16 protein-coding genes and 1 riboswitch are annotated in these 16,264 nt (G+C 37.3%); of the genes, 4 read left to right on the top strand and 12 right to left on the bottom strand.

The window, feature by feature from the left end; all coding sequences use genetic code 11:
* Positions 1-82: 82 nt before the first annotated feature.
* Both MHI57_RS14360 and MHI57_RS14365 read left to right on the top strand, forming a co-directional pair.
* The gene (locus MHI57_RS14360; RefSeq protein WP_307316384.1) at positions 83-844 is read left to right on the top strand and encodes an ABC transporter ATP-binding protein; all 762 of its coding nucleotides are present in this window, start codon (positions 83-85) and stop codon (positions 842-844) included.
* Positions 834-2,792, top strand: a complete 1,959-nt coding sequence (locus tag MHI57_RS14365; RefSeq protein WP_340976973.1) for an ABC transporter permease — start codon at positions 834-836, stop codon at positions 2,790-2,792. The genes MHI57_RS14360 and MHI57_RS14365 overlap by 11 nt, the downstream gene beginning before the upstream one ends.
* Positions 2,793-2,843: 51 nt before the next feature.
* On the opposite strand, the gene MHI57_RS14370 is transcribed toward MHI57_RS14365, so the two are convergent.
* From MHI57_RS14370 to MHI57_RS14385, 4 genes are all read right to left on the bottom strand, one after another.
* The gene (locus tag MHI57_RS14370; protein WP_322909876.1) at positions 2,844-3,173 is read right to left on the bottom strand and encodes a thioredoxin family protein; all 330 of its coding nucleotides are present in this window, start codon (positions 3,171-3,173) and stop codon (positions 2,844-2,846) included.
* A 28-nt stretch (positions 3,174-3,201) separates the two neighbouring features.
* Positions 3,202-4,425 carry a hemolysin family protein gene (locus MHI57_RS14375; protein WP_307316378.1) on the bottom strand — a complete coding sequence of 408 codons (1,224 nt, stop codon included), beginning with the start codon at positions 4,423-4,425 and terminating at the stop codon, positions 3,202-3,204.
* Between the two features lie 181 nt (positions 4,426-4,606).
* The gene (locus MHI57_RS14380; RefSeq protein ID WP_281202835.1) at positions 4,607-5,167 is read right to left on the bottom strand and encodes a nitroreductase family protein; all 561 of its coding nucleotides are present in this window, start codon (positions 5,165-5,167) and stop codon (positions 4,607-4,609) included.
* 43 nt (positions 5,168-5,210) lie between these two features.
* On the bottom strand, positions 5,211-5,687 hold the full coding sequence (locus MHI57_RS14385; protein WP_095371437.1) for a methylated-DNA--[protein]-cysteine S-methyltransferase: 477 nt from the start codon (positions 5,685-5,687) through the stop codon (positions 5,211-5,213).
* 134 nt (positions 5,688-5,821) lie between these two features.
* Between MHI57_RS14385 and MHI57_RS14390 the strand changes: the two genes are divergently transcribed.
* Positions 5,822-7,030, top strand: a complete 1,209-nt coding sequence (locus MHI57_RS14390) for an iron-containing alcohol dehydrogenase family protein (protein ID WP_307316372.1) — start codon at positions 5,822-5,824, stop codon at positions 7,028-7,030.
* Between the two features lie 239 nt (positions 7,031-7,269).
* Here MHI57_RS14390 and MHI57_RS14395 read toward each other — a convergent pair whose 3' ends face one another.
* The 4 genes from MHI57_RS14395 to MHI57_RS14410 form a co-directional block, all read right to left on the bottom strand.
* Positions 7,270-8,004, bottom strand: a complete 735-nt coding sequence (locus MHI57_RS14395; RefSeq protein WP_095373573.1) for an amino acid ABC transporter ATP-binding protein — start codon at positions 8,002-8,004, stop codon at positions 7,270-7,272.
* Positions 8,005-8,028: 24 nt separating this feature from the next.
* Positions 8,029-8,787, bottom strand: coding sequence for an amino acid ABC transporter permease (locus MHI57_RS14400; RefSeq protein ID WP_095371435.1), 759 nt, complete (start codon positions 8,785-8,787; stop codon positions 8,029-8,031).
* 182 nt (positions 8,788-8,969) lie between these two features.
* Positions 8,970-9,815, bottom strand: coding sequence for a transporter substrate-binding domain-containing protein (locus MHI57_RS14405; RefSeq protein WP_307316368.1), 846 nt, complete (start codon positions 9,813-9,815; stop codon positions 8,970-8,972).
* A gap of 129 nt (positions 9,816-9,944) precedes the next feature.
* A riboswitch (Lysine riboswitch) is annotated at positions 9,945-10,129 on the bottom strand.
* Positions 10,130-10,259: 130 nt separating this feature from the next.
* Complete coding sequence (locus MHI57_RS14410; protein WP_233435338.1) at positions 10,260-11,747, bottom strand: methyl-accepting chemotaxis protein; 1,488 nt, start codon at positions 11,745-11,747, stop codon at positions 10,260-10,262.
* 143 nt (positions 11,748-11,890) lie between these two features.
* Here MHI57_RS14410 and MHI57_RS14415 point away from each other — a divergent pair, with 143 nt between their 5' ends.
* Complete coding sequence (locus MHI57_RS14415) at positions 11,891-12,937, top strand: ketopantoate reductase family protein (protein ID WP_340976981.1); 1,047 nt, start codon at positions 11,891-11,893, stop codon at positions 12,935-12,937.
* 84 nt (positions 12,938-13,021) lie between these two features.
* Here MHI57_RS14415 and MHI57_RS14420 read toward each other — a convergent pair whose 3' ends face one another.
* The 4 genes from MHI57_RS14420 to MHI57_RS14435 all read right to left on the bottom strand — a co-directional run bounded on the left by MHI57_RS14420 (position 13,022) and on the right by MHI57_RS14435 (position 16,254).
* Positions 13,022-13,738 (bottom strand): sulfite exporter TauE/SafE family protein, encoded by a 717-nt coding sequence (locus tag MHI57_RS14420; RefSeq protein WP_307316362.1) that lies wholly within the window; start codon positions 13,736-13,738, stop codon positions 13,022-13,024.
* 284 nt (positions 13,739-14,022) lie between these two features.
* Positions 14,023-14,580 (bottom strand): class I SAM-dependent methyltransferase, encoded by a 558-nt coding sequence (locus MHI57_RS14425; protein WP_340976983.1) that lies wholly within the window; start codon positions 14,578-14,580, stop codon positions 14,023-14,025.
* 129 nt (positions 14,581-14,709) lie between these two features.
* Positions 14,710-15,342 (bottom strand): LysE family translocator, encoded by a 633-nt coding sequence (locus tag MHI57_RS14430; protein WP_224936897.1) that lies wholly within the window; start codon positions 15,340-15,342, stop codon positions 14,710-14,712.
* A gap of 87 nt (positions 15,343-15,429) precedes the next feature.
* Complete coding sequence (locus tag MHI57_RS14435; protein WP_095371430.1) at positions 15,430-16,254, bottom strand: class I SAM-dependent methyltransferase; 825 nt, start codon at positions 16,252-16,254, stop codon at positions 15,430-15,432.
* Positions 16,255-16,264 lie beyond the last annotated feature (10 nt).

The following is a 16,264-nucleotide window of genomic DNA, read 5'->3' on the forward strand; positions in this document are numbered from 1 at the left end:
TGATATTTTGTTCGCTGAATCGAAGGAGAAAGTCTCTCTATCCCTTTACAATGTAGGTAAGCTTAGAAAAAGGAGCATTCACATGAATATATTAGAAGCACATAAAATTCATAAAACCTACGGTAGTAGAGGGAATAAACAAGAAGTTTTAAAAGGCTTGGACCTGCATATAAAGCAAGGTGAATTTGTCAGTATTATGGGGGCATCGGGGTCAGGGAAGACAACCTTGCTCAATATCCTTTCGACGATCGATCACTTAAGCTCTGGTTCAATTAGTATTGAAGGCAAAGAAATGACGAAAATGAAAGAAAGACAACTTGCCGAGTTTCGTAAACATTATCTCGGCTTCATTTTTCAAGATTATAACTTACTTGATACATTGACAGTAAAAGAAAACATCTTACTGCCATTATCAATCAAAAAAGTATCACGGACTGAAGCCAATAAACGCTTTTCTGACATCGCCTCTGAATTAGGGATTGAAGATTTAGCTAACAAGTACCCAAGTGAAATTTCAGGTGGTCAAAAGCAAAGAACATCAGCAGCTCGTGCTTTTATACATGATCCTAGTATCATTTTTGCTGACGAACCGACTGGTGCTCTTGATTCGAAGTCCGCTTCGGATTTACTCAATAAATTAACGCGACTGAATGAAACAAGGAAGTCAACGATTGTTATGGTCACGCATGACCCCGTTGCGGCTAGTTACTGTAGTCGTGTGATTTTTATTAAAGATGGCCATATTTACACGCAATTGAACAAAGGTGATGAGAAGAGGCAAGATTTCTTTAAAGATATTATGAAGACACAAGCCATTCTGGGCGGTGTACAAAATGAACATTAATTTGCTCATTTGGCGTAATTTAAAGAAGAATTTGAAGAATTATTACCTTTATGTTTTTGCACTTGCTTTTAGCTCTAGTCTTTATTTTGCCTTTGTTACATTACAATATGACCCTGCATTAGATGAGGCGAGCGGTACTATAAAAGGTGCAGCAGCTATACGGGCAGCATCTGTCCTTCTCATCGTAATTGTTGCTGTATTTCTCTTATTTGCTAACAATCTTTTTATAAAAAGACGTGGGCAAGAAATCGGGCTCTTCCAACTTATCGGTATGACGAAAGGGCAAATCTTCCGTCTACTTACAGCTGAAAATTTCTTATTATATTTCAGTTCTTTAATGATTGGTATTTTTCTTGGTTTTCTCAGCTCGAGGTTTGTGCTAATGATTCTGTTTAAATTAATATCGATCGATGAATTAGCGGAATTACAGTTTTCATCCCAGGCGTTAGTACAGACGCTAATTGTTTTTGCTGTGATTTATTTACTCATTATGGCAAATAACCTTTTCTTTATTCACCGTCAGAGCATACTATCACTGTTCAAAGTAAAAGCAACTACAGAAGGAACTGTAAAACGGGTCACGGTTGTAGAAATTGTAATTGGAATATTAGGACTTTGCTTTATTACAACAGGTTATTATGTATCATCCAAACTTTTCAGTGGTAATTTTACATCAATAAATGAATTATTTCTCGCCATGATTTTCATCCTTGGGAGTGTCATTATCGGTACTTACCTTTTCTTCCGTGGGTCGATTACTTTCATTGGTAATGTCATTCGCAATGGTAAAGGCGGCTATCTTAACATAACAGATGTCCTCTCTTTGTCATCAATTATGTTTCGCATGAAATCCAATGCCTTATTATTAACGGTAATAACAACCGTATCGGCATTAGCTATCGGTTTACTCTCTTTATCCTATATTCAGTTCTATTCAGCAGAAAAAAGCGCATTTGAACGTGTACTAGCAGATTTTTCTACGAATAGTGAAAAAGAAGCAAACATGCTAACAGAGGCATTCACTGATCATAATATAGCTTTTACAGAAGAAACAACGGAAATCGTAGTTACTACCTTTAATATGGCAGACATGATTCAACTATCTGTGGATCCTGAATCAGCAGGTATGGATGTACAGAAGATGGAATCGACCGTAGTTAGTGATAAAGATGTAGACGGTTTAGACGTTAAGCCAAATGAAGTATTCTTTACTGGTTGGCCTGCCATGTTTGATTCTATCATGGATGTAAACGAAAACAGCTCTATTGTGATGCATACAACAGCAAATGAATATAAATTAGATCTTATTGGTTTAAATGATGAACCTGTCATTCCATTTTATTTCACATTTGGCGGCTCTCCTACTGCTGTCGTCGATGACACAGTATATAAGCAATTGCAAAAAGCATTGAATCCAGATTTACAAACCATTTTTAAAGACCAAGGCAACGTTTTTTATAAAATCAACCTGGAAAATCAGGACGATGTAGTAAAAGCAAATGATCTATACGAAACGCTGGACATCGAACGAAATACCTGGTCCCTGCAATTAGAATTTCAAGGTGTGAAAGAATTTATCGGTTTGACATTATTTATTACCGGCTTCTTAGGGCTTACATTCTTAATCACTTCAGGCTGTATCATTTATTTTAAGCAAATGGATGAGGGGGAAGAAGAAAAGAATGGCTATACGATTTTACGTAAGCTTGGCTATACTCAGAACGATCTCTTAAAAGGAATTTGCGTGAAACAGTTTTTCACTTTCGGTATCCCACTTGTTCTCAGTCTGTCTCATAGTTACTTCGCTGTTAAATCGGGCTGGTTCTTGTTCGGAACAGAAATGATGACACCAACTATTATTATCATGATTATCTATACTGTGCTTTATTCCATCTTTGGATTATTAGCAATTTTACATTATAAGAAAGTGATTAAAGATGCATTATAATTAAGAAGGGCACCGTTCATTTAAGAACGGTGCCCTTTTTAATGCATTTTTTCACATCATAAAGTTTAAATGCTTTAATTGTTTGTTAAACTCCTGTACTCTCATAAATCTTCCTTCTCTTAAGTACTCTTTCCCTTCTTTAAAGAGGATGATTGTCGGTACAGAAAATACCAAAAACTCACCGGCAATTTCGCTTACAACCTGATAGTTAACTTTTCCTAGTTTTATCTTTTGGTAATCCTTTACACTCTCAAATAATTTGGGATACAATGCATGACATACACTACATTGATCACTCCAAATATAAAGGAGGGCAAAGTTATTTTCTTGAATAAATGCTCTCACTTCTTTAATAGATTTCAATTCTGAATGCTTATTCACTTTTTCAAACCCCTTTAAAAGCACAGCATCATTTTTTAGTAATTTTTATTTTAGTCAGTGCTCTCCCTTTTACTTCTAATATTTCAAAAGTAAGATTGTTTTGTACAATGACTTCACCTACCGCCGGAAAATGGTCTATTTGCTTTTGTATGTAACCTGCAAGTACATCATCTTCCTCTGGTATATCTGTCTTAAATACAGAATTGAGTTGATATAATGTAATTTTCCCATTACAGATGATTTCTGTGTCAGTCAGCTTATGAATATGCCTTTCAGTATCCAGATCCATTTCATCTTCAATTTCTAACCCGATCATGGCTTCAATAATGTCTTCATGAGTAACAATTCCTTCTGTTCCACCATATTCGTCCAAGACAATTGCTAGATGTTTTTTCTCCATCGTCATTTGGCGAAAAACACGCTCAAGAGAAGCAAATTCATAAATAACCAAAGGATCTGTATCACAATAATCCTCTAGTGTTTTATGTGGTTCCGCAGCCCAAGATAATAAGTACTTTGAATGAAAAACTGCGACAATACGATCAATATCCTCCCGATAGACAGGATACCTTGTATACGGATGTTGAATCACAGTATCCCTTACTTCTTCAAATGTAGTTGTAATAGGAAACGCAACAAGATCTATTCTTGGGGTTTTTAGCACGTCTTTTACATTTAAATTATGAAAATTAAGTACACCTTTAATACGATGAGACTCTTCTTTTTTAAAGATCCCTTCCGTGTCAGCGATTTCCACTATTGCCCGTAACTCTTCCTTAGAAATTGATGATTCTTGCTTCTGCCCTTTTGATAATATGCGGGTAATAAAACCCGTTAATCCATTTAAAATGACTGTCACTGGTTTTAGAATAAAAATAACAGACCGAATCACAGGATATACAAGATACGATATACGATCAGGGAAAGCTGCTGCAATGGATTTCGGAATTACTTCCGAAAATATAATAATAACCACTGTTAATATGGCCGAAGCGAGCGCAACATTAAAGCCATATTGAATAGCAAGGGTTGTTACAAGTGTCGGTAGCAAGATATTAGCAATGTTATTACCAATGAGAATAGAAGTAATAAACTCACTTGGCTTTGAGACGATATTAAGTAGCTTTTCAGCCTTTTTATCATGGTTTTTCGCTTTCGTTCGCAGCCTCATCTTATTTGTTGCAGTTAATGCCGTTTCACTCCCTGAAAAAAAGAATGAAACAAATAAGAGAAAAATAATAGCAATAATCAACTCTAGTCCCCCTCACAATGGAACAGCAATTAAACGTTATTTTATATACCAATAGTATACCTAACTACTCCTCCTACAAACATATTTGATTGACTTTAAAAAAGGTTTATATATTCTAGCAGCTAAAAAAAGGCTAGGAACCGCTTTTCGCACCTGCCCTAGCCTTTATTATCACCTTATTTTACTCTTTAATAATTTGCAGCTTTTCTTTCATACTTGTTCGCGGCTTTGCTTCAGGAATATGATCGGCATAACCAATCATTAAAGTAGCTACTACTTTCTCCCCTGGTTTTACACCAATCGCTTCTCGGAAGACAGGATTATAGATCCAATCATTGGTTCGCCAAATCATGCCAATGCCTCTTTCCCATGCAGCTAATTGGAAATTTTGAATCATCGCACTCACTGCACCATAATCCTCATCCCATGTCTTTTGACGAGGGTCCTCAGGCATCACAACAACTAAGTGCAAAGGTATAGAGCGAAAATAAGCGGATTTATTTTGTGCTTTTTCAGGTATGGTCCCATCCTTTAATTTTTGCGTTTGGCAAAATGCATCAATAAACTTCTCTTTCCCTTTTTCAGCGAATAGTAATAAACGCCATGGTTCCGTCATTTTATGATTTGGTGCCCATTTTGCCACCTCTAGTAATTCTACAATTTCATCTATGCTTACAGGATCTTGTTTGAACTTTTTAATCGAACGGCGATCCTTGATGATTTCATCGATCTTTCTCTCCATTTCCAGTCACCTCTTCTAACATTCTGCTACCAGAACTATTATACTATTTTCTGAACTTTCTTTCATGCTCAAGCAACCAGCCTTTTCTTTCCATCCCACCTGCATAACCAGTTAACTTTCCGTTTGTGCCAATAATACGATGGCAAGGTACAATGATACTCATTTTATTTTTACCATTAGCGCTCCCGACTGCACGGACAGCTTTTTCATTTCCGACAATGACGGCAATGTCTTTATATGAGGCAGTCTCGCCGAAAGGAATTGTTGTTAACGCTTGCCATACATTCGTTTGAAAGGTTGTCCCATTGAGCTCATAAGTAATTTCAAATGCTTCTCTCTTCCCTTGAAAATATTCCTCTAATTGCTGTACACATTCCTTTATTACATCTGGCGAGTCATTTCTCAATGGTTCTGCGATTTCCGTTCTATCAAGAAATTGAACAGCTGTGATGGCTTTTTCTGTTCCTTCGATTGCTAGCACACCTACAGGGGAATTTATTTGTACAATCGATTTTTGCATAACAAGCTCACTTCCTCATTTTTTACTTGTATTCTAACACTCTTTCTAAAATTTAGTTAGAGAAAGAAGGAAATCACCTTGTAAGCGCTTAACTATTTATAAGTAAAAAAATATTAGAGGGAGAGGATCAGCGAATGAGTTTATTGAACGCATCATTTCACTTAAATCTACAAACGGATTTAAAATTTGGTTATGAGGTCGTTCAACAAGAGCTTTCAGACAAAATTAAAGCGACAGGAAAGAAGAAGGTCTTCGTTTGTACAGATAAAGGACTGATTTCATCAGGTGTCGTAGAAAAAATTACCCAAGTATTAGAAGATGCATCCATTGAATATGCTGTTTATGCAGAAATCGAGCCCAACCCGTCTGCTCATTCGGTTATGGAAGGCATGAAGAGCTTTCAATTAGAAGGCGCAGACTTAATTATTGCCCTTGGAGGCGGTAGCTCTATGGACTTTGCCAAAGCGCTGGCTGTTGCAGTCACACACACCGGACATGTACTGGAATATTCTCTTGGCGGTAAGCCAATAGAAGATAAACTACCATTACTTTTTGCGATTCCAACAACAGTTGGTACTGGGTCTGAAGTAACGATTGCAAGTGTCATTACAGATAGCGATGGTGGTAGAAAACTTGTTCTAGGATCTCCTTATCTTGTACCAAAAGTTGTGTTTGTGGACCCGGCACTCACACTTGGATTGCCACGAAAGCATGTTGCTGCTACAGGGGCTGATGCACTTGTCCATGCCATTGAATCTTATGTATCATTACCAGCTAATCCTTTTACAGATGCTCTTGCTCTTCAAGCGATTCGCATGCTCTGGACCTATTTACCACAAACCTATGCTCATGCAGACAATTTAGAAGCAAGGGGGCAAGTCCATCTTGCTAGTACATTGGCTGGCATGTCATTTAGCCTCGGTGGATTAGGGATTGTTCATTCCTTATCACATCCAATGTCTGCACGCTACGGTGTCCCCCATGGACTTGCGAATGCTGTGATACTACCAAAAGTGATTGCCTACAATCTTCCAGCATCAACAGAAAAATATGCAACAATTGCACGCATGATTGATCCATCCTTACATTCCGTTAGTATGCAACAAGCAGGCAAAACTCTTATTCCATTAGTAGAAGAATTAATGCATTCTATTGATATTCCACAAAATTTTGCGCATCTCGACCACCACTTTACAGATGAAGATATCGCCCAACTAGCAGAAGATGCAATGAACGATCATGGAACCGTACATTATAATCCAAGAAAAGCAGTGAAAGAAGATATTGAAGCCATTTATAAAAAGGTCTTACCTGTGAATATAGACGAGAAAATTTATCATTAACTAAGAAAAAAGAGCAGTCCTTCCGAGCTAGACATGAATAAGCTTAATTCTGGAGCGGAAATACGACAGCATAAGTTGATCTTACGAATGTAGTTCATTCATCTTTGTCGCGGCTCAACTTCTACCAAAGGACCGACAAACTTCTGATCCAATTCCAAAGCTTTTAACAACGTTCCGTACGAGAGGCTAAAACTAAAAGAAGCCAACCCAATTTAATTATTAAATCGGGCAAGCTTCTTTTAGTTACGTGTACGTTGTAGGAAAGCTTTGGTTCTTTCCATTTTGGGGTTATTGAATAGTTGCTCTGGTGTCCCTTCTTCAGCAATGACGCCTTTATCCATGAAGACAACGCGATCCGACACTTCACGGGCGAATTCCATTTCATGGGTGACAATAAGCATGGTCAGGCCTGTGCCAGCCAGTTCCTTCATCACCTTTAACACTTCGCCAACCATTTCAGGATCGAGTGCTGAGGTTGGTTCATCAAACAACATCACATCTGGCTCCATTGAAAGTGCTCTTGCAATCGCCACACGCTGTTTTTGACCTCCGGAAAGCTGTCTTGGTTTAGCTTCTACATAAGCCTCCATCCCGACCACACGCAAATATTTCTTCGCGATTTTTTCTGCTTCCTCTTTTGAACGCTTTAATACTTTTATTTGCCCAACAACACAATTTCCCAATACATTATGGTTATTAAATAGATTAAAAGATTGAAAAACCATGCCGAGATTTTTACGATATTGATGGACATTATGTTTATCGTCGAGGATATTTTCACCGTTATAGATAATTTGTCCACCACTTGGTTTTTCTAATAGATTGACACATCTTAATAGGGTCGATTTCCCAGACCCTGATGAGCCGATGATTGTAACTACTTCTCCTTTATTCACTGAGAAGTTAATATCTTTTAATACTTCATGACTACCAAAAGACTTACTTAACCCTTGAATATCAACAACTGTATTCACTTTTCCAACTCTCCTTTCCGCCACCTATGCTCCTGTTGTTTTTCTTTTGATATCTTCTGCCGTATCCATTTCACCTGCAACGACGTAATTTTCCGGTCCATCCATTCTTCTTTCAATATAGCGTAGAATTAATGTAACGGTATAAGTCATAACGAAATAAATAATACAAACAACAAAGAATGACTCAAAGTAGCGGAAATTATTCCCTGCAATTGAATTCGTTTGGAAAAATAATTCAGATATAGAAATCACGCTTAACACGGCAGTATCTTTTATATTAATGATAAATTGATTACCTGTAGCTGGAAGAATGTTTCGAATGACCTGAGGTAAAACAACATTCATCATTGTTTGCAAATGGTTCATCCCAATGGCTTGGGCTGCCTCATATTGACCTGGGTCGACAGAAATAATCCCTCCACGAACAATCTCAGCCATATAAGCACCCGTGTTAATGGAAACAATAACGATACCAGCAATGAGCGGATCCATTTGATAGCCAAAGGCCATTGCTGCCCCGTAAAAAATAACCATTGCCTGTACAATCATTGGTGTGCCTCTAAAGAATTCAATATAAGCAGATAACAAGAAATTCACTATTTTTAATAACAACCGTTTAGGACCATTCTCAGGTATTGGTATTGTTCGAAGAATGCCTGACAACAAACCAATTAGGGCACCGAAAACGGTACCAATTAAGGCAATGACTAATGTCACACCGGCGCCTCGTAAAAACATTGGCCAATATTCGACAACGATGCGAATAATCCATTCTATACTCATAACAATGATCTCCTTTTCTCTCATCATGATTGGCCATTACCAATCAATCTGCTAAGGATTTGCGCTTCAAAGGTTTAATACGACGGAGAGGATGCGCTACCCTAGTTGTTTATTTCTCATGTCTCTCCTAACCTTCTTCTCGATATAAAACCGGCTACATCTCATGCAGCCGGCTCATTTAGTTATTCTGCCGCTGGCTGATTCTCAATAGCAGCATCCATTAATTCTTTTTGCTCTTCTTCAGAAATATCTGCAAGGATTTCATTGATTTTATCTGTTAATTCGCTACCTTTTTTCACCCCTACTGCAATGGCAGTATCTTCTTCACTTGTCTCAAATCCTTCAGTAAATTCAACCATCGCAAAGTTATCATTAGCAGCTGAAGCACTTACACCTTCCGGACGTTCAGAAACATAGCCGTCAATAATTCCAGACTCTAATGCAACACGCATAGCAGGGAAGCTCTCCATAGCTGTTTGCTGTTGTACGCCGTCAATTTGATCAATTACTGAATAATGAAATGTATTTAATTGGGCAGTAACCTTTGCCCCACTGAAGTCTTGAATGGATGTGGCATTTTCGTAATCGCCACCTTTTTTCACTACCATGACTAAATCAGATTCGTAATAGTTATCGGAAAAATCAATCGTTTCTTTTCGTTCTGCTGTTGGTGACATACCAGCAATAATAGCGTCAATTTTATCTGAACTTAATGATGGTACTAATCCATCCCATTTTGTTTTCACAATTACTAACTCTTTTCCTAAACCTTCTGCTATCTTCTTCGCAATCTCAACATCGTAACCGCCTGCAAACTCTGAATTACCTTCAATTGCTACTGCGCCATTGCTATCATCCATTTGCGTCCAGTTAAATGGCGCATAACCCGCCTCTAGTCCTACGCGAAAAACGTCTTTATCTTCTCCACCTGAACCTGTGCTTCCTTCAGCCTCATCATTTGAACCACAAGCAGCTAGAAACATACTCAGTACTAAAGCCATAGCTAGTAAAGCAAATCTCTTTTTCATCTCTATTCCCCCTAATATATTTTTCTACTAATTAAACTATTCCGAATTAAGAAAAAGAATAACAAAAAAAGACCTGAGATGAACTCAGGTCCTTGTTATTCTTCCGCCTAAATCCTCTACTTTTCCCATTTTAGAGATAGTGCACCTTAATAAATCGGGTAAATTTATTAAGACAGTCCTGCAATTATTCACTGCAGACCCAACATGCTATACAAACGGGTATAGCACATTTCGGCGATATTTCCTTCTCTTTAGTCTCATCATGCCTTATCACTCTACTAAAGACTGTTAAATACCGCGCCTCTACCCCACCAGAAAAAGTGAGGTTTATTCAATTTGATATCTATTAGGCTACAATAGTTTAATAGCGTCTGTCAATATAAACTCTATGGAAAATTGGTCCTTTTTTCGCACAACCTTTTGATTAGAGCATAATTACCAATGTTAAGCTTGTTGGCTTGAAGCTAACTCTTTTAACTGTATGCTCAAACGATTAATATCCGCTACCGAATGATTTACGTTTGACACCATCTCATGTTCATCTTCTATGATAGCAACGATTTCCTCTGTAGCTGCGGCGTTCTCCTCTGATATATTTGCCATATTTTCAATCTGCTCTTGAATTTGTTCAAATTTTTCTGTGGCAGCGGAAACTTCATTGACACCTCTCACTAACTCTAAGTTGTTTTCTTGTAATGATGTTTGTATCTCGTTGAAAAAGGCAGATATCTCTGTTAGAAGTGCTTGTCCCTGCTTTACAGCACCTTCCCCTTCAAGAGAGCTTTTACGTGCTTCAAGAGACTGAGTGAAAAGAGTATTCGTCACTTCAGAGATCGCCACCGTGATTTCAGCACTTTGCTCAGCTAACTTCCTTACTTCATCTGCAACGACCGCAAACCCTCGCCCATGCTCTCCGGCTCTTGCTGATTCAATTGCTGCATTTAATGCGAGTAAATTAGTTTGATCGGCAATTTGTTTAATGCCTGCTAATAATTTATTCACTTGTTCCATACTTGAATGAACATCTGATACCGTCGATGCTGTCACACTAATCGTTGTATTTACAGTATTCATATGCGATGTAACATCGACTATCTTATTTAAACCATCTTGTACTTTCTCATTCATATTCTCCGACTTTTCTACGACACCTTCTGAAATGGCAACAGATTCTTTTGTATTTTGTAAAGACTGACTCATAGAATCATTGACAATATTTAAGCTGTTCGCTTCTTCTTGAATACTTGTAGCCATCTGTTGAGCAGCTTCTAATACTTGTTGACTTGACTCATGTATCGTTTCAATATTTTGCTTAAAAAGTCCAATATGATTTTCTAGAGTCACTGTACCTTTATCTATTGAACCAAAGGTGTCTTGCAACTGTATGAGGAGGTCCTTTGACTCCGTTTCTTTTTGCTCTGCTTGGTCAATTAATTCCCTACCCCAACTAGCTAATAAATAAAATAAGTACAAAATCCCGTTGGCGACAAGAATAATAGTAAAAATACTCCGGACACTATTACTTTCTCCTAATAACTGATGGCCAATTATAAAGTAGGTAGCAATAAAACTAACATTATAGAATACAGAAAAAGCAACAATCATTTCTTTCTTAAAATATAGCACCACCATTGCAATCGTTAAGAATAAAATATAATGCTTATTCAATGCATATCCGTCCACAAAAAAGAGCATCATCACAATGAGGTTTGGTATAGCAGCATATAAAAAGCCCTTTACGTAATCATTGATACGCAAAAAATACAGAACAATAGCCATGACAATGACAGAAATCCCAGCACACATAATGACAATTGTATCGCTCAAACCCCGGTCAATAACAATAGGTAAGACTAATAAAACAGCTAATGTCATCAATCCCCACATATTCACTTTATGAACTCTTAATAATTCATTCTTTTGCGTACCCAATTATTTTTCCTCCTAATTTAATCCAAAAACAAGGACTTTAAGCCTATTATTTGGGTTTTTTTTCTTTTATTTCTATTATTTATTTCGGTATGATTAACTTTTATGTTAGTGCTTTACAACTAAATATTTTAGGAGGATGCATAATGAGAATTGCTATCATGGGAACAGGATCTTTAGGGACGATTATTGGGGCACACTTATCAAAAGGGGCACATCATGTGGAATGCATCGATGTAAATACTGACCATATTAATGCCTTAAACAGTAACGGCGCAACAGTTGTGGGGACTGTAAACTTGCAGGCTTCTGTGAAAGCCATCACGCCACATGAAATGACTGGCATTTATGACCTTGTCTTACTTTTAACAAAGCAAGTATACAATAAATCAGTGCTCCTACAACTTCAAGCGCATATGAACGAAGCAAGTATATTACTCTCTTTACAAAATGGTGTTCCAGAAGAAAGTTTAGTAGAATCACTTGGTTCATCCATCATTATTTGTGGTTCTGTAGAGTTTGGTGCTACTTGGGTAAAACCAGGTGTATCACAATTAACATCAGACAAAGAGGCATTCTCTGCTCACGCTTTTCAAATTGGTGAGTTAGACGGACAGATTACTGACCGCGTGAACCTAGTAAAAACCGTTCTTGAAGATGTCGGTGGCACAATCGTTTCAAATAATCTAATCGGTACAAAATGGTCCAAACTTCTTGTTAATGTAGCGATGAGTGGTATGTCGGCAGCACTAGGTTGTACATATGGAGATATTTTGAATAACGAGGCAGCTGTCACAAGTGCAGTGATGTTAGCTGATGAAACGTTAAAAGTTGGTTACGCGAATAACATTCAATTTAGCGAACTAGCTGGTGTAAATGTTGGAATCTTCTCTATTAACGAAGACAAGAGCAATCTACCTATGGTCATCCAAGTTGCTAAACAAGCATTTGGTCCTCAAGCACTGCTCAAAGCTAGTATGCTACAAGATTTAGAAAAAGGATTACAAACAGAAGTCGACTATATTAATGGTTACATTTCAACAAAAGGGAACGCCCTACAAGTATCTACTCCAGTAAATGACCTTGTCACAAGCATGATCAAACAAGCAGAAGAAACAAAACAACTGCCGGACTTTAATGAAAATATTAAAGCATTCGAGTCCCTATTAAACAAAGAATTTGCTATTCATTAATCCATACTTGAAAGACAGGCTGAGTGAGACGTGCGAAATCAAACCCCTCACCAGCCTTTTTTCCTTCCTCATTCCCATGCAGAATTAGAGAATTAATTGGTTAATACATAAGTATAATCCAGTAAATAAAAGGATGAAGTAGGAAATAATTGAGAAAAACTTTTGGCTCATGACTTTAAATAGTAATTGTCCTAAAAATATACCAATTAGTGCCACAGGAGCTCCAACCAAACTAGCGAGCCAAACTGTTTGTGTAGTACCGGCGACAACCATTTGGATAGCCAGACTGATTACATAGATATATAAATAAAAAGCAATTGTCGTTCCTCTGAGAATTTCCATATTCGTTTTGGTTCCCGAGAAATACAATAATAACGGCGGACCAGGCATACCAATACTTGTCGTTAATGTTCCAGATAGCCCACCAGCGCCATAATCTCTATTTCTCGTTTGCTTCATCTTTAATTGAGCAATCATCAACACAGTCAAAACCAAGATTAGAATACCTATCCCTAGTTTTAGCCAGTTAAGCGGTAACCAAAGAAAAATGACCATCCCTATAGGTAAACCAAAAATACTGCCGATGATGAGTCGTTTTAACACTTTTTGATCAACATCGACCTTGACTTTCCCTATCATGACAATCGAAATAAACAAAGATAAGATTAAGTTGATTTGAATGGCCTCCATCGGCTCAAAAAACAGCAGTAAAAATGGCGTCGCTAGAATAGAAAAGCCATATCCCGTACTCGCCTGTAATATAGAAGCAACTAAAATAAGAAGTATATATAAAATGAGCAATTGAGCAAACCACCTTCACTATTACAGAAACTTTCTCCCCTGTCTCTATTTTACCATTTCAGCTAACAAAAACCGTCATAAGATGGACCGTTTGTTTCACGTGGAACGAGAAATTAGTGTGGGGACTTATCAAATTAAGATAAGAAAGTGCCTCTTAGTTATAGGGGTGCAGGATTCGTTCAAAAAGCTTTGTTGGATACGAATATATCTATTTTCACGTTGCAATCATTTTTATTTTATTACGACTCTTTATAATTTACTGTTGCTTTAAATTAAAGCATTCATTACTTCTTTACTGCCCTAATGATATAAACTGGCTCACTTCCTAATTTCCGCGGAGAAACGGTCATTTTCATATCGCTAAAACCGGCTTTTTCCATTGCCTTCATCATATCCCCAGATGATACTCTCGGTCCTCTGGCATCTGCGGTTTTTTCAATATCAATGCATAAGAATGTACCTCGAGCTTTTAAGGTACGCTTGATTTCTTCTAGTACAGCGGATAATGGTTTTACTTCATGTAGCGAGATTGAAGCGATCGCAATATCTACTTGTTCATCTGCTAATGGTATGTCTTTAAAATTAGCTATTACGGGCTGAATATTTGTGATCCCTCTCTTCTCTGCTGTTAGCTGCAAATAGTTTAAAATTTCCTCATCCAAATCAAGTGCATAAACCAAATCTACCCTTTCTGCTATAGGTAGTGCTACGTATCCTGCACCAGCTCCTATATCTAATACGACGTCACTATGATTGAGGGGGAGGTATTGAAATAATTCCTCAGCTGAAAAACGGTCAATATTTTCTAGATTACTAATCTTTCTTTTTACTTTTTCATTCATAAGTATTAACCCCTTTTTAATTATAGATATAAACACTCTTTAATAACTATAATTTATTTAAACTTCTTTGTAAATGGGTAATATTGTAATGGATGAAAAAACGGAGCAGAGTTTGTTCTGCTCCTTTCTTTATGAGGATGCCTTTGTTTGGAGAAGCTTAATACCTAAGCCGACAAAGATCATGCCAGTTACCTTATTAATAATAAATTCTGCTTTAGGATTATTTCTAAGTTTCTTCGTTGTTGTAGAGGCAAAAAGCGCGACTATCGAACACCAAATGGTTCCTGTTACAACATAGGTCATACCAAGGATGATAAAAGGAAGTGGGCCATATCCATTGTCTACAGATATAAATTGGGGTAGAAATGAAATATAGAAAAGCGCCACTTTTGGATTGGTTAGATTGGTTAGTAAACCTTGAGCAAACACTTTCCTTGCAGTTAAAGGTTTCGTCTTTTTAACTTCAAATTGAGAGGATTTTTGAATGACCATACGTACGCCAAGATAAATTAAATACGCCGCACCAATCATCTTTACAATAGTAAATAAAATGACTGACGTTGTAAGAATAAGAGATAATCCGATAGCAGCTAAAAATGTATGCACCATTGCTCCTGTAGATATACCAAGAACAGAGTATAACCCTGCCTTCTTACCTTGTGAGACACTCCGTGATACGATATACATCGTATCTGTCCCAGGGGTAATATTCATAATAATCGCGGCGGCTAAAAACACCGTAAAACTTGTGATGCCAAACATCTAATTCGCCCCCTCAACCAATACAAGTATTAAAATTACTTCTATTGTACTCCTCTCGCAAGAAAAGAAATAGAATATTTTTAAAGATTATTTCTGAACAAGGATAGCCATTGTCTCGCTTCTATCAGTGTAAGGTTCTCCAGCCACATTACTATACTCATTAATCACTTTAAATCCAGCATCCCGGAGCTCTCTTATCAACCGCTCCTTAGTAAAGTATTGATACCAAATGTGATACACATCAGCCGATTCTTCAGTCAGTACCAAAGTTTGTTCAAGAGAAATTTCATCATCATATTTTTTGTTATGAGAGATTTCCAAATGAGGATGGGCAGACCAAAACCCCCCATGATTATTCATTGACCATTGTTTTCCCTCTACAAAAGAATGATACTTATTAACGGTAAATACATCTAAAAATAGGCGTCCAGATTCAGTTAAGCAGCGATAAATATTCTTTAACAGCTGCTTGCGATTATTTGGTGATAATGCACCATAATCACAATAGATAAGCGTCGCAAAATCAAACGTATTTACGTCATCCATGTTCAGATAATCCTCAAAGCGGTACTGTATCGGTAAATGCCTTTCACTAGCCTGGGATTTGGCGTAATCAATAGAGTTCTCGGAGAAATCAATCCCGGTAACCGCATAGCCTCTCATTGCCAGCTGTTCACAATAAAGACCTGGACCACAACCGAGATCAACTACTCTGTCTCCACTGTTCATAAGCTGTGAAATAAATCTTACCGAAGCATCTATAAATTTCGGTTCTCTACTCGCTCCTTCATGGTTTGGATTAAGATGTGCTTTTAAAAGCTGTTTTGCAATATACTCATCTTGCCAAAACATTTTTTCAGATGGTTGAAAAGCTTCTGGCTGTTCAATTTTGCTTAAAATCTCCTTATACATAAAAAGTCCT

Source organism: Cytobacillus sp. FSL K6-0129 (assembly GCF_038007625.1).
Lineage (GTDB): Bacteria > Bacillota > Bacilli > Bacillales > Cytobacillaceae > Cytobacillus > Cytobacillus kochii.